13 protein-coding genes are annotated in these 16,814 nt (G+C 63.4%); 5 read left to right on the forward strand and 8 right to left on the reverse strand.

Features of this window, described 5'->3' with window-relative positions:
• Nucleotides 1–127: 127 nt before the first annotated feature.
• From E4Q08_RS12325 to E4Q08_RS12335, 3 genes are all read left to right on the forward strand, one after another.
• The gene (locus E4Q08_RS12325; protein WP_169070595.1) at nt 128–1,984 is read left to right on the forward strand and encodes a phosphoenolpyruvate carboxykinase (GTP); all 1,857 of its coding nucleotides are present in this window, start codon (nt 128–130) and stop codon (nt 1,982–1,984) included.
• 189 nt (nt 1,985–2,173) lie between these two features.
• Entirely contained in the window at nt 2,174–2,902 is a 729-nt protein-coding gene (gene can / locus E4Q08_RS12330; protein ID WP_248594880.1) for a carbonate dehydratase, read from the forward strand.
• Nucleotides 2,881–3,501: a histidine phosphatase family protein gene (locus E4Q08_RS12335; protein ID WP_169070596.1), complete on the forward strand. Its 621-nt coding sequence runs from the start codon at nt 2,881–2,883 to the stop codon at nt 3,499–3,501. Before can ends, E4Q08_RS12335 begins: the two co-directional genes overlap by 22 nt.
• Here E4Q08_RS12335 and E4Q08_RS12340 read toward each other — a convergent pair.
• The 7 genes from E4Q08_RS12340 to E4Q08_RS12370 form a co-directional block, all read right to left on the reverse strand.
• A complete protein-coding gene (locus E4Q08_RS12340; protein WP_169070597.1) occupies nt 3,470–4,609 on the reverse strand; it encodes a radical SAM protein in 1,140 nt (379 codons plus the stop codon). The two genes, E4Q08_RS12335 and E4Q08_RS12340, sit on opposite strands and share 32 nt — an antisense overlap.
• 138 nt (nt 4,610–4,747) lie before the next feature.
• Nucleotides 4,748–5,434: a hypothetical protein gene (locus E4Q08_RS12345; RefSeq protein WP_169070598.1), complete on the reverse strand. Its 687-nt coding sequence runs from the start codon at nt 5,432–5,434 to the stop codon at nt 4,748–4,750.
• A gap of 147 nt (nt 5,435–5,581) precedes the next feature.
• Nucleotides 5,582–5,911, reverse strand: a complete 330-nt coding sequence (locus E4Q08_RS12350) for a hypothetical protein (protein ID WP_372703656.1) — start codon at nt 5,909–5,911, stop codon at nt 5,582–5,584.
• 134 nt (nt 5,912–6,045) lie between these two features.
• The gene (locus E4Q08_RS12355; protein ID WP_169070599.1) at nt 6,046–6,525 is read right to left on the reverse strand and encodes a nuclear transport factor 2 family protein; all 480 of its coding nucleotides are present in this window, start codon (nt 6,523–6,525) and stop codon (nt 6,046–6,048) included.
• A 321-nt stretch (nt 6,526–6,846) separates the two neighbouring features.
• Nucleotides 6,847–7,269 carry a hypothetical protein gene (locus E4Q08_RS12360; RefSeq protein WP_169070600.1) on the reverse strand — a complete coding sequence of 141 codons (423 nt, stop codon included), beginning with the start codon at nt 7,267–7,269 and terminating at the stop codon, nt 6,847–6,849.
• Between the two features lie 275 nt (nt 7,270–7,544).
• Entirely contained in the window at nt 7,545–11,702 is a 4,158-nt protein-coding gene (locus E4Q08_RS12365) for a DEAD/DEAH box helicase (RefSeq protein ID WP_169070601.1), read from the reverse strand.
• Nucleotides 11,695–13,506 (reverse strand): hypothetical protein, encoded by a 1,812-nt coding sequence (locus E4Q08_RS12370; protein WP_169070602.1) that lies wholly within the window; start codon nt 13,504–13,506, stop codon nt 11,695–11,697. The genes E4Q08_RS12365 and E4Q08_RS12370 overlap by 8 nt, the downstream gene beginning before the upstream one ends.
• A 194-nt stretch (nt 13,507–13,700) precedes the next feature.
• Between E4Q08_RS12370 and E4Q08_RS12375 the strand changes: the two genes are divergently transcribed.
• Nucleotides 13,701–14,219, forward strand: coding sequence for an O-acetyl-ADP-ribose deacetylase (locus E4Q08_RS12375; RefSeq protein ID WP_169070603.1), 519 nt, complete (start codon nt 13,701–13,703; stop codon nt 14,217–14,219).
• Nucleotides 14,220–14,249: 30 nt separating this feature from the next.
• Here E4Q08_RS12375 and E4Q08_RS12380 read toward each other — a convergent pair whose 3' ends face one another.
• Nucleotides 14,250–14,702: a rhodanese-like domain-containing protein gene (locus E4Q08_RS12380; protein ID WP_169070604.1), complete on the reverse strand. Its 453-nt coding sequence runs from the start codon at nt 14,700–14,702 to the stop codon at nt 14,250–14,252.
• A 276-nt stretch (nt 14,703–14,978) separates the two neighbouring features.
• On the opposite strand from E4Q08_RS12380, the gene E4Q08_RS12385 reads away from it, so the two are divergent.
• Nucleotides 14,979–16,814, forward strand: a complete 1,836-nt coding sequence (locus tag E4Q08_RS12385) for an FAD-dependent oxidoreductase (protein WP_169070605.1) — start codon at nt 14,979–14,981, stop codon at nt 16,812–16,814.

Consider the following 16,814-nt stretch of genomic DNA (forward strand, 5'->3'; position numbering starts at 1 on the left):
CATAGTAATATTTTTCTGCCAACAGTATTTCCATACCGTCGATATACCCCGTTTGCTGATAGCGGGCGGTGAGGTATTTTCGACGCGTCCTGCAAGCTGATACCACTACCCGAGACAAAGGAGAAACATGAACAACGCAACGAAATCCGCCAATGTTCCGACCACCAACCCGAAACTGATCGCCTGGGTCGAGGAGGTGCAGGCGCTGTGCAAGCCGGAGCAGGTTGTCTGGTGTGATGGCTCGAAGGCTGAATACGATCGTTTGTGCAACCTCATGGTAGAAGGCGGAACATTCATTCGCCTCAATCCCGAAAAGCGGGCGAATTCCTACCTTGCACGCTCGCACCCTTCCGACGTCGGAAGGGTTGAAGACCGCACCTTCATTTGCTCCATCAACAAGGAGGATGCCGGTCCAACCAATAATTGGGCGCCGCCGGCAGAAATGCGCGCCACCTTGAATGGCCTGTTCGACGCTTGTATGCGCGGACGAACGATGTACGTGATCCCTTTCAGCATGGGTCCGCTGGGCTCGCCGATCGCCAAGATCGGCATTGAAATCACCGATAGCCCCTATGTCGTGGTAAACATGGGAATCATGACCCGGATGGGCCGTGCCGTGCTCGACGTACTCGGCAGCGACGGCTTTTTCATCCCCTGCGTTCACTCCGTCGGCGCTCCGCTCGCGCCCGGTCAAAAGGACGTCCCGTGGCCGTGCGAGGCGGACATCAGTCGCAAGTACATCGTGCATTACCCGGAAACCTACGAGATCTGGTCCTACGGCTCGGGTTATGGCGGCAATGCACTCCTGGGCAAGAAGTGCCTGGCATTGCGCATCGCCTCCGTAATGGCCCGCGATGAGGGCTGGCTCGCCGAACACATGCTGATCATGGGTCTCGAATCGCCGCAGGGTGAAAAGACCTATCTCGCCGCCGCTTTCCCCAGTGCCTGCGGCAAGACCAATCTGGCGATGCTGGTTCCGCCCAAGGGCTTCGAGGGCTGGAAGGTCACCACGGTGGGCGACGACATTGCCTGGATCAAGAAGGCACCGGACGGGAGGCTGCGGGCGATCAATCCCGAAGCCGGTTTCTTCGGCGTTGCTCCTGGTACCAACAGGAGTTCCAACCCCAACGCAATGTTGACCATACAGACGAACTGTATCGTCACCAACGCTGCGCTGACCGACGACGGCGACGTCTGGTGGGAAGGCATGGACGGTCCGCCGCCGGCGCACGCCATCGACTGGAAGGGCGAGGATTGGACTCCCGGCTGCGGCCGCGTGGCAGCGCATCCCAACGCGCGCTTCACGGCGCCGGCGAGCCAGTGCCCGAGCATCGACGCGGATTGGGAAAATCCGGACGGCGTACCGATCAGCGCTTTCGTCTTCGGCGGCAGAATGAGCAAGGACATGCCGCTGGTGTTCCAGGCCTTCAACTGGAGTCACGGCGTGTATCTGGCCGCCACCATGGGTTCCGAAGCGACAGCCGCGGCGATCGGCCAGGCGGCGATGCGTCGAGACCCCATGGCGATGCTGCCGTTCTGCGGCTACAACATGGCGGACTATTTCAGTCACTGGCTGAACGTCGGTCGCCAAGTACCTAATCCGCCGCGCATCTTCCGCGTCAACTGGTTCCGCAAGGGGGACGACGGCAAGTTCCTTTGGCCGGGCTTCGGTGAAAACATGCGCGTATTGAAATGGATTGTCGATCGTGTGCACGGCCGCGGCTTCGGCATCGAAAGCCCGATGGGCTGGATGCCGCGCCACGAAGACATTGCATGGGACGGTCTCGACTATCCTAGCGATACCTTCTATGACCTGATGTCGGTCGGCCGCAAAGCAGGCTCGGCCGAGGCGCATGCCCACGAAGAGCAGTTCGAGCTGTTCTTTGACCGCCTGCCCAAGGAGTTCATCTTCGAACGCGAACTGCTGCGCTCGCGGCTGTGGCGTTCGCCCGAGAAATGGGAACTGGCGCACGAGACCAATTGAACCGTCGTCGTTGACCATGCTGGCCGCGCCCGCGGGCAATCTGCTGCCGAGGGCGCTGCCCGGACCAGCGTTGCCGGTCGGATTGCCGACAGGCAGTTGCGCTCATTCTTCGTTCGCCGTATCGTGGCGCGGCGTTCGGTGTCCGGCACGTCGCCACAAGCATGCGTCCACTCATGGAAAGACTCCAGTATGAAATATCTGCCTGAACTGTTTGCCGCCAATACCCGCTGGGCTGAGGACATGCGAGCAGCTGACCCCAATTTCTTTGCCGGCCTGGCCGGCTTGCAGGACCCTGACTACCTGTGGATAGGGTGTTCGGACAGCCGGGTGCCGGCGAATCAGATCACCGGCCTGAAGCCGGGCGAAGTGTTCGTGCATCGAAATATCGCCAACGTCGTGGTGCATACGGACCTCAACTGCCTGTCGGTGATGCAGTACGCCATCGATGTGCTCAAAGTCCGCCACATCATCGTTTGCGGTCACTACGGCTGCGGCGGTGTCCGGGCGGCTCTGGAAGGGCCCTCCCTGGGATTGATCGATAATTGGTTGCGCCACATCCAGGATGTGCGCGATCGGCACATGGATTTCCTGGCGGCGCAGCCGGACACCACGACGCGCTGGCGCGCCCTGTGCGAACTAAACGTGATCGAGCAGGTGCGCAATGTTGCCCGCACCACGCTGGTCGGCGACGCCTGGAAGCGTCACCAGCCACTGATGTTGCATGCCTGGATCTATGGCCTGGAAGACGGTCGCCTGCAAGACCTGCAAGCTTCTTTCAACGAGGAAGGCGAAGTTGATTCGGTCATCGCCCAAGCGGTGGCAGCTGCCCATTCGCGTTACACTACGAATCAAACCATCCGAGATGAAAGGACGGGAAAACGAATACTGGCCAACCAATGCCTACCAGAATCTACCTAGTGCGCCACGGCGCCACCGATCTCACCGCCGAAGACCGATTCGCCGGTTCCTCCGATGTGCCTCTCTCCGACGAAGGTCGCAGACAGGCGGCATGCCTGGCGGAGCGGCTGAAACGAGAGAAGCTGGATGCCGTTTACGCCAGTCCGTTACGACGCACCATGGAGACCGCGCACACCTTGGCGATTCCCCACGGTCTGGAGCCGATAGCCGAGCCCGGGCTGCGCGAAATCGATTATGGCCACTGGGAGGGGCTACGTCGATCCGAGGTCGAGAGTACGTTCCAGGCCGAGTACGCCATCTGGCAGGAGGATCCGTTCGCCATCGCGCCCCTGCATGGAGAATCCGGCGTCAATGTGCTCAACCGCGCATTGCCCGTAATGCGCAGGATAGTCGAGCGGCATCGCCACTGCACGGTTCTGTTGGTATCCCACAAGGGAACCAACCGACTCCTGATCAGCAGCCTGCTGGGCTTCGACATGCGGGGCTATCGCGACCGCCTGGAGCAAAGCCCGGCAGCGCTGAACATTCTCGACTTCATGAGCGAGGTACACGCCCGCTTGCACTTGTTCAACGACGTCTCGCATTACGAAGAAAGATAGGAAATCTCGACATTGCTTCCATACGGGCGAAGATCTTCTTGTACAGGTCACAATAGGGATCTTTCGTGAGGATGTCGCCGTGAACGCTGTAGGCTCTCACCGGGCATCCGCCGTGGCAGATGGCGAGGTAGTCACAATCCAGGCACTCTTCGGTTTTTATCAGGGAACCGGGTCTCATCTGGAACTCCCGGCGTGCATCGCTCCGTCGCAGCAGGTCCGAGAGGCTGACCGGATCAAGAATGTTGCCAAAGCGATACTCGGGATAACTGCTGACCCAGCAGTCGCATTGGGCTACGTGCCCACGGGGATCGATACAGACGAATTCGTTTGCGCAGTTCTCGCGCCAGATGCAGAGCAGGTCTTTCGTGCCCTGCTCGAAGTAGGCGAGCAGCTTGTCGAAGGGTCCGATTCGTACACCTGCGTCCCTGCCTCGTCTCTCCCAGATATCGGCCAGATCCAGTAGAAAGCGGCTGAAGTCTTCCGTTTCCAGAGGATGAGCACACTTCACCGCTTTCGACGTGCCTCCCGGGAAGGGCGTATTGACCTGAAAATCCCGGATTCCCAGACGGTCGACGAAATACGAATAGAAGGCCTCCGCTCCGGCTTCGACGGTCCCGGCATTGGGTATCGCGATGACGCCAATCTCGATGCCGGCTTCCCTGGCCTCGAGAACCTTTCTCTCCCACAGATCCTGATACTGTTGCGGCGTGCCGCCCTTGACGCGGCGGTGGAGATTGGGGAAATCCATCGAAGTCCCCAGGCTGTTGCCGAACATTTCCGTGATGACCGGTTTCCATTTCGGGCCGTAACCAATCATGTTGGTCTGCAGGTAATTGCCTATTCGCTTTTCCCGTGCGGTCGCGATCTCCTGGACGAGTTCATGGGCGCGCTCGAACCATTCGGGTGGCTGGGTCATCACCTCACCGCCCTGCCAGTAGATGGACAAGGTGTCGATCTGCCGGTCCTGCATGTGGTCAAGGACCTTCCGGAGCACGACGGCAAGTTGATTCAGGGTGAGTCGATCTTCGGTTCGGGTCTCGAAGCAGTACTCGCAATCGGCGTTACAACGCAGCGTGGGCAGCAGGATGAGGGAAAAAGGAGGCTTCACGCGACTCCTGTCCCGTTCGGCGGGCAGGCAGCGAGATCGCTCCGCAACTCCCTTGCTGCCTCGGCGAGCGTCCGGAAGAGGGCCTTGACGGTGTCGCAGCGATAATTCCTAGCGGGCCATTTGAAATAGCCGGAGCAGCTATCGACGAATTCGCATCCTCGGCATTCCCCCCCTTCCGTGATCAACCCGGCAATCTGCCCGCTGACAAATTCGTTGAAATCGGATGGCGGCGCCATGCCGATGAATCGCTTGCCGACGATCTCTTCGTTCTGGTCGGTTACGTAGCGGATCCGGCGCGGATCTTCCTCCTGCACGGCCCAGAGGCTCACTGGCTCCTGGCGAAAAAAAAGCCAGGAAGAGGCTGTGGACGAACTCGACGGGCACCGAGACACTCGGCCGGTAAAGGTAATCGCTGGCCACGCCAAGCAACTCTTCGGCGAGGGAATGCGCTGGCTGAGATCCTTCGAGCTTCACTGCGAAATCGAGCGATATCGCCAGCCTCACCACCTTGCCGAACCCCGGCGCAAAAGGCACCGAAACCCGAACCGGTCGATCGCTCAGCAAGGGCGAGTACTTGTAGAGTAGCGGTAACTCTTCGGTCGGCTTTTCCACCACCAGATCGAGAGGAGTCCCGCATTCCCAGCGCAACAGGCCGTCCACCGGCGCACTCAGGCCAAGGATCTGCACATAGGCGAGGTCGTCGCGGTCCTTCGTCGAGAGTGCTGCGCCGATCAGGTCCGGATCCCGGGAACGAACCACGAGATGACGTCCCCGATAGGCATCGACCAAGGCAAGCGGGACGTTGTACAAGAGGGAATCAGTCAAGAAGCGTACTTTCGCGGACTACCAAGGATATCGCCGTTGATCGACCGAGGACGTCTTCTTCCCGTGCTGACACGCGGACACCGACGCATGCCCATACCATCCCGCTTCCCGCGTCAGGCAGTACGAGAAGGGGAAAAGAGTGGGCGGCTAGAAGCGGTTGACCCAGGAACCGCCGCCATTGACCCAAGTGCCGCCACGGTTGGCCCAGGCGCCGCCACGATTGGCCCAGGCACCACCACCGCCCGCACGGTTGGCCCAGGCACCGCCTCCGCCCGCGCGGTTGGCCCAGGCGCCCGCCTCGGCGTCCGGCACAGCACCCAGTTTCAACATTGCCCCACCGAAGAGGGCGCTGCCGATGACGACCTTGGACCACTTGTCGAGACTGCGGAGGAAGTCCCTCCGCCCCATCAACGTCGTGTCATCGGCTGTATTGTCGTCAGTTCCCTGCTGTGATTTCATGTCGTCGTTCATGTTCAACCTCGGTTTCCTGCTCGCAAAAATCCGGCCATGGCCCCGTAGAACTGGTCTCAAACCAGAGGCAAAGTACCATGCGGATCGGTTCGATGGCCTCATGCGCTTCACTCAGATGCTTTCGCCGGCTCTGCTACTCGCTACTCGGCACCCAGCCGGGAAAAGTGCACGCTGACAAAACGCCACTGGCCTTTCTCCTTTTGCAAGGTTCCGGACATGTTGAAGGCGCGTTCCCGCGTTTCCTGGTCGACGGGGGCTTTCATCGTGGTGGTCATCGCAAACCAGGCGATGTTACCGCTCGCACCGGTTGAAATCCACTGGTTGCTGAAGCTGATGCTGTTCGGCTTGAACTTGGTAAAGAACTGAGCGTAGGCAGCAGAGATCCCTTCCCCGCCCAGATAGGCTTCGCCAGCACCGGTACCCAACAGGACGGCACCGGGCGACGAGGAATAGGTCGCCATCACGCCCTCGAGATCCTGCGCGTCAAACGCCTTGTTGTGACGTTCCACCAGGGACTGCACCCCGGGCAGGGGGTCTGTTTTCGGGGACTCCGCCAGACAGGGAGAAGCCATTGCCCCACAAACAGCCGTCACCAGGACGAAGCTCCGCATCGCAGACATCAATGATCTCCTTTCGTAATCAAGCCGCTTGGGAAATTACCGGCTGAACCGGCTCGAAAAGTTCAGGCCTCAACACAACCGATGCGTTACGTTCCCGACCCAAGAAGACAGCTAATCAACACATCTTAAAGGGTAGAAGACGCGAAGGGAAAACACAAGACAATTTTTCGGCGGTGTCCGTGACCCCTGTTACTATGAAAGTCGCGAGCGACTCTCGAATCTCCCCTCCCCCTCGCGGGGGGAGGGGTTGGGGGAGAGGGGAAACGGTCATGACTTTCATCATCGGGGGTGTCTTGCAAAGTCATGACCGTTTGGCTGAAGTCAGCCGTCGTTCAAACCACCCCCTGGCCCCCAGCCGGGCTGGGGAGCAATGGGTGGGCCGTTGTAGGGGCTCTTTGGGATGTGACCGCTCGGTGGCACGTAACTCCCTGGCGGATCGTAAGCCTTGGGTTGGCGGTAGGCGTCGCGGTTTCGATACTGCTCCTTGGCCTCCTTCTTGGCCTCCTTCTTGCCACGCTCATAGCCTTTCTCGTAGTCATGCGACCTGTAATTCTGGTTGTAGCTTGAACGTTCGGCATCACGGTAACCGCGCTCGTACGCCGAGTCGCGATCGGCTGCCCAGTAGCCATCGTTGGAGTAGCCGCGGTAAGGGCTGTCGTACGGTGAATTGTAATTGCAAGCAGTCGTTGCGAGCAGGCCACCGATGGCAGCGAAGATGGAAATACGCTTGACGTAAAGGGACATCGATGTTCCTCCTCAATCAACAAACGATCAAGCCGTGGATAACGGTTAACGGTTCGCCAGCGCAAGCGCTGACGACTCCGCAGCCGAAGCGTACGACCAATCTCAGTACAGGATTCGTGAGTCGCTGACGCGACCTGCAGATTAACAGACTTGATTGTATAGCCGGCGCGCTGTGGGCGCGATTCCCATTTCCCAGCCTTGCCCCAGCAATTTCTCCCGAACTCAAGCCGAGGGCAAGCGTACCGGCCCAACCCCGCCCAGCCAAGCGCCGCGTCTCACTCGCCTGCGCCGCGCCCCAGCACCAGCGCCAGCATATCCGCGTAGCTCAGCCGCCCGCCGTCTTCGGTGCCGGCGAGCAGCCCGTCGGCCAAGTCGCGCTTGCCGGCGTGCAGCTGCAGGATGCGCTCTTCGATGGTGTCCTGGGCGACCAGGCGGTAGATGGTGACCGGGCGCTCCTGGCCGATGCGGTGGGCGCGGTCGGAGGCCTGGTCTTCGACGGCGGGGTTCCACCAGGGGTCCATGTGGATGACGTAGTCGGCGGCGGTCAGGTTCAGCCCGGCGCCGCCGGCGCGCAGGCTGATCAGGAACAATTCTCCCTCGCCGGCCTGGAAAGCGGCGACCGCGGCGCGGCGCTGCGCCTCGGCGGTCGAGCCGTCGAGATACTGGTAGCGGATGCCGTGGGCATCGAGGTGGTCGCGGATGAGCTTGAGGTGATCGACGAACTGACTGAAGACCAGCGCCTTGTGGCGGTTGTCGAGCAGTTCGTCGACGATCTCGGCGAAGGCCTCGAGCTTGGCACTTGGCAGCTCGCTGTCGGGAAGCGCGAGCCGCGGATGACAGCAGGCACGGCGCAGACGCATGATCTCGGCGAGGAGCTGCATGCGCTGCTGGCCGGGGTGATCCTCCGGGGCCTCTTCTAGGCGTTCGATGGCCTGCCGGCGCAGGGCTTCGTAGAGCGCCCTCTCGCCGCTGCTGAGCTCGATCTGCAGGGTAATCTCGGTGCGCGCGGGCAGCTCGCTCAAGACCTCGCTCTTCAGGCGGCGCAGAATGAAGGGTCGCAACAATTGGCGCAGCCGCTGCCGGGCGCTTGCATCCTTGGCCTGCTCGATGGGAATCGCGAAGCGTCGGTTGAAGGTCTCCAGCGAGCCGAGCAGGCCGGGATTGATGAAGCGGAAGAGGTTCCACAGCTCGCCGAGGTGGTTCTCGATCGGCGTGCCGGTGGTGATCATGCGAAATACGCCACGCAGGCGCATCATCGCCTGCGAGCGTTTGGTGAGCGCGTTCTTGAAGGCCTGCGCTTCGTCGGCGACGATGGTCTGCCACTGCACCTCGGCGAGGCGTTCGCCCTCGCTCTGCAGAAGGCCGTAGCTGCAGACGATGAGGTCGAAGGGGCCGGCCTGTTCGAGCAGCGCGGCGCGGTCGGCGCCGCCGAAACGCAGCGGCTTGAGCGTCGGGGCGAAGCGCTGCGCTTCGTCGATCCAGTTGCCGCAGACCGACATCGGCGCCAGCACTAGCGTCGGACCTGCAGCGGCCCGCGACACGATCAGTGCCAGCGCCTCGACCGTCTTGCCCAGCCCCATGTCGTCGGCGAGACAGGCGCCGGCGCCCCAGTGGGCAAGGCGGGCGAGCCAGCGGTAGCCCTCGGCCTGGTAGTCGCGCAGCTCGGCCTGCAGCGTCGAAGGGAGTGGCGGTTCGAGGGCCTGCAGCGCAGCCAGCCGGTCGAGCAGCGCCCGCCACGCCGGATCGGCCTCGACTGCCATGCCATCGATGATCTCGTCGATGGCCGGCGCCGCGAAGGGGTGGAAGCAGCCGTCGTCGGCCACCAGTCCGCGCAGCTTGTCGAGGCGCCGGCGCAGGGCCTGGCTGAGGATCAGATAATCGTTTTCGCCGAGGCGGACAAAGCGGCCCTGGGCGGCGGCCGCGCGGTCGAGCAGCTCGCGCATCGCCAGCACGCGCCCGTCGTCGAGGGTCAGCTCGCCATTGATCGCCAGCCAGTCGGCCTGCTGCCGGAGGGTGACGCGCATCTGGCTGAGCTGGGTTTCCTTGCCAAGGCCGATGCGCTTGCCCTGCGGCCAGTCGAGCACGACCGCATCACCGAGGCCATGGAGCTCTTCGAGTGCGCTCAGGGCCTGCTCGAGGTCGTCGAGATGCCAGCTCCAGCCGTCGTTGCCGGCGAGTGCCGGGCATTGACGGATCACCGCGCGGGCCGCAGCCAGCTCGCTTCGGAGGTCACGGGGGCAGCGCAGGGCGCGACCGTCGCGCTCGCTGAACAGGGTCGCACCACCCTGCCCCGGTCGGAACTGCGGGCCGGCGTCACCAGCGGGGTGCACATAGCACTCGAGGCCGAGGCCGCCATCGAAAGCGTTCAGGTGCAGGTGCGGGCGCGGGTCGGCGACGATCGTCTCGGCGACGCCGGTGCCGCCGCCGATGTCGGAATGGACGGTCAGCAGCGGCGCTACCGCAGTGAGCCCTTCGAGCAAGCGCGGCTCGGCACCCTTGGGGACGCTGAGGCCCTTCGGGCCGAGAATGCGGGCGATCTCCCGGTGCCGGACATCGAACTGCACCAGCCGGATGCACTGCGGGGTCTCCTCGACCGGCAACAGCGACCGGTCCTCGGCCGGGAAGGGCTCGATGCTGACCAGAAAGTCCTTGCTACGGCGCACCGCCGCCAGCGTCGGCAGCGCGCGCACCAGTTCGACCGGGGTATCTGTGGTCGCGTCGCGGACGACCAGGGGGTGACCGACGGCGGCCAGCAGGGCGCGCTCGGTATCGATCCGATAAACGGTCCGCGCGTAGCCGCCGTGCCAGCTCGCTTCCTGCTCGCGGACGATGCAGGCGCAAATCTCGCGATCCTGGGGCGTCAGGTAGGGGAAATCTTCGGGGGTCTCGGCGAGCCGCTGCAGCGCCACCGGCCGGCCCTGGCTCCAGCCGCCACGCTTGCTGCGCTTCTGCTCGCGAGGTTCGAGCAGGGCGTCGTTCTGGTGCAATTCGAATACCCAGGCCATGCGCAGATCGGCGGTCTCGGGCGCAACGCTGCCGGGATCGGCCGCCTGGCTGCCGAGCCCCTTGAGCGCATCGAGGGCGATCTCCCAGGCTGCCCTGGGGGCCAGCAGATCGGTCATCCGGACCACGCCGGCGGGCGGATCGCCAAGTGCCGCAAGGGTCGGGGTCGCGCCCTCGAAGCCGAAGGCCACCAGCAGGGCAACGGCCTCGTGTGCATACCAGTCGATCCCGGCCTGCGCCGCCTGCTCGGCACAGGTCGCCAGGACTTGCAGCGCGTCCGCTGCCGGGCGCTCGCCAAGCCAGTGCAGTGCCAGGAAGCGGAGTAGTTTTGGAAATGCGCCGCGCACGCTCAGGCTGGACTGCAGCCAGACGGCGTCGGTCAATTGGCGTTGGCCGGCCAGCACCGCGGCCAGGTCGCCGAGCACCCGGAACCCTTGCTCGAGGGGGTCGGTCACGCTGGCCCGCAGACAGAGGGTCACCTGCCGCTGCATCCGTTCGTAATCGGCCTTGCCGCCGCGGTGCAGCAGGGCGATGAGATAGAGGGCACCGGCGATGCCCGGCGTATAGACGTTGCGCTTGCGGCTCAGCTTGCGCGCCGACAGCTCGGCGGCCTCGATCCTCTCAATGGTCTGTGTGTAATCGCCCTGCAAAAAGTGTAGCCAGCCTTGCAGGGCCAGCGCCTCGGGGTCGCTCTGGCCAGCCAGCAGCGCCGGCACCGCATCCAGGCGGCCGCGCAGCAGGTGTTGCTCGGCCAGGGCGTCGGCAACGTCCGGGCGGGTTGCGGCCAAAGGAGTCAGCAGACGTTCCATCAGCACGTAGTGATCCGGCTGTGGAACCAGTTCCAGAGCCGCCTGGTGCAACAGCGGGGCGAGGGCCAGGATCTGGAGACGGGGATCCAGGCCGGCGATCCATTCCGGGTCCGGCTGGGACAGGCAGACCTCGGCCAATTGTCGAACCTGGTGATAGGGAACCCGGGCCAGCGATGCGGCTGGGCCGATCCCGAGCCCTTGCAAGACCTCGTCTTCGCGCCCGGCGTAGAGCGCGTTGCGCAACACCCGCAAGCGGCGCATCTCGCTCGGCTGCTCCCAGGAGTTGCGCAGCGGCGTCGGGAAGCAGCGCTCTGCGGCTTCGACGATCGTCGCGAAGGTTCCGTCGGCGACGGTCTCGCGGGTCAGGGTTTCGCGCAGGTCGGGACGACAGAACAGAGCGCCCTTCGGTAGATCGATCAAGCCGTCGCTGCACAGCCGCTCGCGCAGGGTCTTGTTCAGCAGGCGACTCAGTGGGGTGCCAGCCCGGTCATGCCAGGCGAGGGCGTCGAGGATCTGCTGCAGCACGGTCTGCCCGACCGATTCGCAGACCACCGACAACACCCGCAGGATGCGTTGCTCGTCGGGACTCAGACGCTCGTAGCGCGCATGCAGCTCAGCCAATGGGGGTCTCGGGAAGCACCAGGCCGAGCCTGGCGAGTCCCTTGCGGAAGGCCGCGAGCTTCGGATCGGGAACACAGACCAGGCGGTCGCCGGCACGCATACAGTGCGGCGCGGTGCTCGGGTCGGAGGCGAGCAGCGCGGCAATGGCGGCGTCCTTGCAGCGGATCAGGCGCGCCGACCCGGCGTCGACGAGAGCGGTGGCACGCTCGCCGACGCTCTCCAGCAATTGGCAAAACTCCGCCGGCAGTTCGCCAACGGTCGCAGCATCTAGGAAGTCGCGGATGCGCCCGCGCTCGTTGGCATCGGCACTCTCTCGTAGCAGGGCATCCGGGTCGAGTCGCCAGCGATCGGCAGACAAATGCTGGGCGATTCGCTCGAGGAGCAGCCGCTCCGCAGGCTCCGGATCGCGCAGCAGGGTCAGACCGAGGTCGGCCCCGGTGGCCAGTAGCGGCGGCTTCTTCTCGACAGTCGGTCGGTAGTCCGGGGTCAATCCGAGGCAAAAAGCACCGAGGGCATTGAGGCGAACGTAGCGCAGGCCATCGTAACGGCTCAGGAACAGGAAGTCGTCGGTTCCCCAGGCCTCGCTGTAGTCGGGTCTGGCGTGGTAGGGGCTGGTGTAGGCGACGTCGAGCAGGCCGAGCGTCGCCAGATACTCGAAGAGATAGACGAGGATGTAGCGCGCCTGCAGGATCTCGAACCCCCCGAAGCCCTCGGTGCCCAGGCTGCCGTAGTTCGGGTCGGAAAAGTACAGGGCCCAGGCATTGTAAGTGACCTCGAAGTCGTGGTTGCGAAACCGCATCTGGCGGAAAAACTCGTCGAGGGAGATCCAGCGACCGACGGGACAGCAATCCTTGAGGGCCTCAGCGATCACCGTACGGCGATCGGCCAGGGCACTGAGCTGTGCCGATCGGCTGGTCTGGCCCTTGATCAGGTCCACGCGGCGCAGTTCGTCCGGCGCCCCCTTCGCCTGCCAGCGCTCGAACAGATGCGAGACGACCGTTTCGAGCGACTGCGACAGCGCCTTGCTGCCGCGGGCGGTCAGTGCCAGCTTGCTGCCGTCCAGCTTTGCCAGCCCAGCGACCTGCAGCAGCAGCGGCCAGGCAAAGGGGCGAATCGGACGGATCGCCCCGCCAGCCCAGCGCTGGCTACCCAGGTCGTCTTCCGGCTGGTACCAGTCGCCGCCGAGCAGGATCGACTCCAGTTTCGCCACTGCGGCACTGCTCGGCAGACCGGTCTTCGGGCCGACCGCGATGCCGCCCTGCCCGATCAGCCGCAGCACCGCCGGCAGGTCATTTCGCACCAGCGCCTCGGTGGCGACGAGGCGCAGCGGCTCGGATGCGCCGGCCGCCCCATTCGACGCAACGGTGGTCGGCAGTTCCTCGTCGCTCAGGGTGGTGATCGCCAGCTCGGCAGGCCGCGGTGCCAGCCCGGCCAGACGCGGCAGCAGATCCTCGGGGATCTCGCCCTGGTAGAAGAAGAGCTTGAGGACGCTGGGTTGTTCGACCTTTAACGTGCCCCAGGAATAGCTGCGCCGCCCGAAGTACTCGGGGATCTTGCCGTACCGGAGCCGGAAGCGCACCGGGTCGAAGCGCCCTCCCCAGTGGTGGACCGCCTCGGCGATGGCGTCGATGTCCAGTGCGGACAGGCGCTGCCAGACGCTGCTCAGATCGCCGGCCAGAAGATACTGGGCGAGCGCCTCGATGATCTCCGCCTTGCGCGTCGAGCGGTCGCCAGTGGGCGTCAGGTCGCGTCTCTGCTTCAGCTCGTCCACCGTCAGGAGATTCAATTGCTCGTGTAGTTTCATGGTCATTTCCGCTGGGTGAATGCATGCGCCTGTGTCGCACGCGCCAGGCCAGGCCAGTAGAGTGCGCCGGGGTGCGTATTTTACACAGCTCACGCGGATGCCGATTGAGTAGGCTCATTGCTTGCCTGCTCGCAGAATGCTGGGCATACTTGCTTTCCTGTTGTTGATCAGAAAGCCTTCGAGATCCTCTGACCATGCCAGCCCTGTTGCAAGCCCTGCAAGCCGACATCACCACGCTCGCGGTGGATGCGATCGTGAACGCCGCCAACTCGTCGCTGCTTGGCGGCGGCGGCGTGGACGGCGCCATCCACCGCGCCGCTGGTCCCGAATTACGACAGGCCTGTCGTCTGCTCGGCGGCTGCCCGACTGGCGACGCCAGGCTCACCCAGGGCTTTCGCCTGCCCGCCCGCTACATCATCCATACCGTTGGTCCGGTCTGGCATGGCGGCAGCAGTGGCGAAGCCGAGTTGCTGGCTGCGTGTTATCGGCGATCGGTCGAACTTGCCACTGCCCAGGGCGTGATGACCATGGCCTTCCCGAGCATCAGCACCGGCATCTATGGCTACCCGATCGAACAGGCGGCGACGATCGCGGTGTCGACAGTGCGTTCTTCGCTACCCGCAGGCGGACCCATCCAGGAAGTATTCTTCTGCTGCTTCTCGCGGCGAGACCTGGAGGTGTATGCAGCACTGCTCGGGGAGAGCCTTCTCTGACTCCCTGAACTCGCCCGCCGCGCAGCGCCGTCAGCAGCGCGTGCCGGCCCCGGCCGCACAGGCGGCGACTGTGCTCGTCGCCGGCGTCAGCGAACGACCTTCCTTCTCCCAGGCACGAATGCCGCCTTTCACGGTGTACACCGTCCGGTAACCCGCCTGCTCCGAGAGAAACTGGCTGGCTGCCCTGGTACGGTTGCCACTTCGACAGATGACGATGAGCGGCTGGTCCGGCCTGGCCACTTCCTGCACTTTCTGCAGCCAGACTGGCGGATTGGAGCGACCGCGCTCGTCGAAATAGGTCAGCAACTTGCTGCCGGCGACGACTCCGGTTTCCTGCCATTCACCGGCAGTGCGGATGTCGATCAGCGGCACCCCTGCAGCAACCAGCCGCGCCAGCTCGGCATTGTCGATATCGACCACCTCGGCGCGAACCAGGAACGAAAAACATACGGCGAAGAACGACAAACAGAACTTGCGGACCATGCTCGATACTCCCGGAACACTGAGGTTCACACATCTTACAGCAATGGTACGCCTGTAGCACAAAGGCATGCGTATTGCAGGTTTCGGCAGCTTTCTCGAATGCCGAAGAATCGCTGACATGAAGTCGATCATTGCACAAAGGTTAGTGCATCCGCAAGAATCACACCGATCAATCTCCACAGCCCTTTTCAGCGCTGCAGCGGCGCGCTAGTATGACGATCTTTGGAGCCAGCGGCCGTGGCTCCGGACCCGTACCGATGAAAGGATACGTTCGTCTTGAAGCCCACCGATATCGGCGCACCCGACTATTTCCACAAAGTCGTTGATTGCCAGTGGGCGTGCCCTGCCCACACCCCCGTTCCCGAGTACATCCGCCTGATCGCCGCCGGCCGCTATAGCGAGGCCTATATGGTCAACTGGGTGTCGAACGTCTTTCCCGGCATCCTTGGACGCACCTGCGACCGTCCCTGCGAACCGGCGTGCCGGCGCAGCCGCGTCGAGGACGAAGCGGCCGATGGTCGCGAGCGCAAGGAACCGGTTGCGATCTGCCGCCTGAAACGCGTCGCTGCCGACTACAAACAGGACATCCGGCCACTGCTGCCGCAACCGGCCAAAGAGAAGAACGGTCGACGCGTGGCCTGCATCGGCGGCGGTCCGGCTTCGCTGACGGTGGCGCGCGACCTCGCACCGCTCGGTTATCAGGTCGTAATCTACGACGGCGACGCCCGCGCCGGCGGCATGATGCGTACCCAGATCCCGAAATTCCGGTTGCCCGAAGCGATCATCGACGAGGAAACGGGTTACGTTCTCGGCCTCGGCGTCGACTTCCGCGGCGGCGAGTACGTCAATTCTCTGAAAAACCTGCTCGCCGAAGGTTACGACGCGGTCTTCGTCGGCTCCGGGGCACCCCGCGGTCATGACCTCGATATCCCAGGGCGCAAGGCAGCGGCCAAGTACATCCATCTCGGCATCGACTGGCTGGCCAGCGTTGCCTTCGGGCATACCACTTCGATCAGCAAGCGCGTGATCGTTCTCGGCGGCGGCAACACGGCAATGGACTGCTGTCGTTCTTCGCGCCGGCTCGGCGGCGAAGACGTCAAGGTCATTGTCCGCTCGGGTTTCGAGCAGATGAAGGCCAGTTCCTGGGAAAAGGAAGACGCGATGCACGAAGGCATCCCGATCCTCAACAATCTCGTCCCCAAGGCGTTTACCCACAACAGTGGCCGCCTCACCGGCGTCACCTTCGAGAAAGTACGTGCGGTTTTCGACGAGCAGGGACGGCGCAGCCTGATACCGACCGGCGAACCCGACGCGCACTTCGAATGCGACGAGGTACTGGTCGCCGTCGGCCAGGACAACGCCTTTCCCTGGATCGAACGCGACATCGGCATCGAATTCGACCGATGGGGACTGCCCAAACTCGATGAGCGGACCCTGCAATCGACCGTTGCGAATGTGTTCTTTGGGGGCGACGCCGCTTTCGGCCCGAAAAACATCATCTGGGCGGTCGCGCACGGCCACGAAGCGGCAGTCTCGATCGACCGGCTGTTGAACGGCGAGGACATTGCCGCCCGTCCTGCGCCAATGACCCATCTGATCTCGCAGAAAATGGGCATCCACGCCTGGCGCTACGACAATGCCATCTCGGCTGATCGCCGCCTGCGCGTGCCGCTGCGCGACATCAGCGCTGCACTCAAAAACATCAGGATCGAGGTCGAACTGGGTTTCGACCCGCAACTCGCTTTCAAGGAAGCGCAGCGCTGCCTGAACTGCGATGTCCAGACGGTATTCACGTCGAAGCTGTGCATCGAATGCGATGCCTGCATGGATATCTGCCCGATGGACAGCATCAGCTTCACCGCCAATGGCGAAGAAAACGAACTGCGCCCGCGGCTGCGCGCCCCGGCGCTCAACCTGAGCCAGGATCTCTACGTGTCGGAGACGCTGAAGACCGGTCGGGTGATGGTCAAGGACGAGGATGTCTGCCTGCACTGCGGCCTGTGCGCCGAGCGCTGCCCGACCGGGGCATGGGACATGCAGAAGTTTCTGCTCAAGATGACATACGCGGGCGCCGGCTGTCGCAGTGCCGGTATGCAGCCAGCAAGCGCTTAA

The organism is Candidatus Accumulibacter contiguus (assembly GCF_012940005.1).
GTDB lineage: Bacteria > Pseudomonadota > Gammaproteobacteria > Burkholderiales > Rhodocyclaceae > Accumulibacter > Accumulibacter contiguus.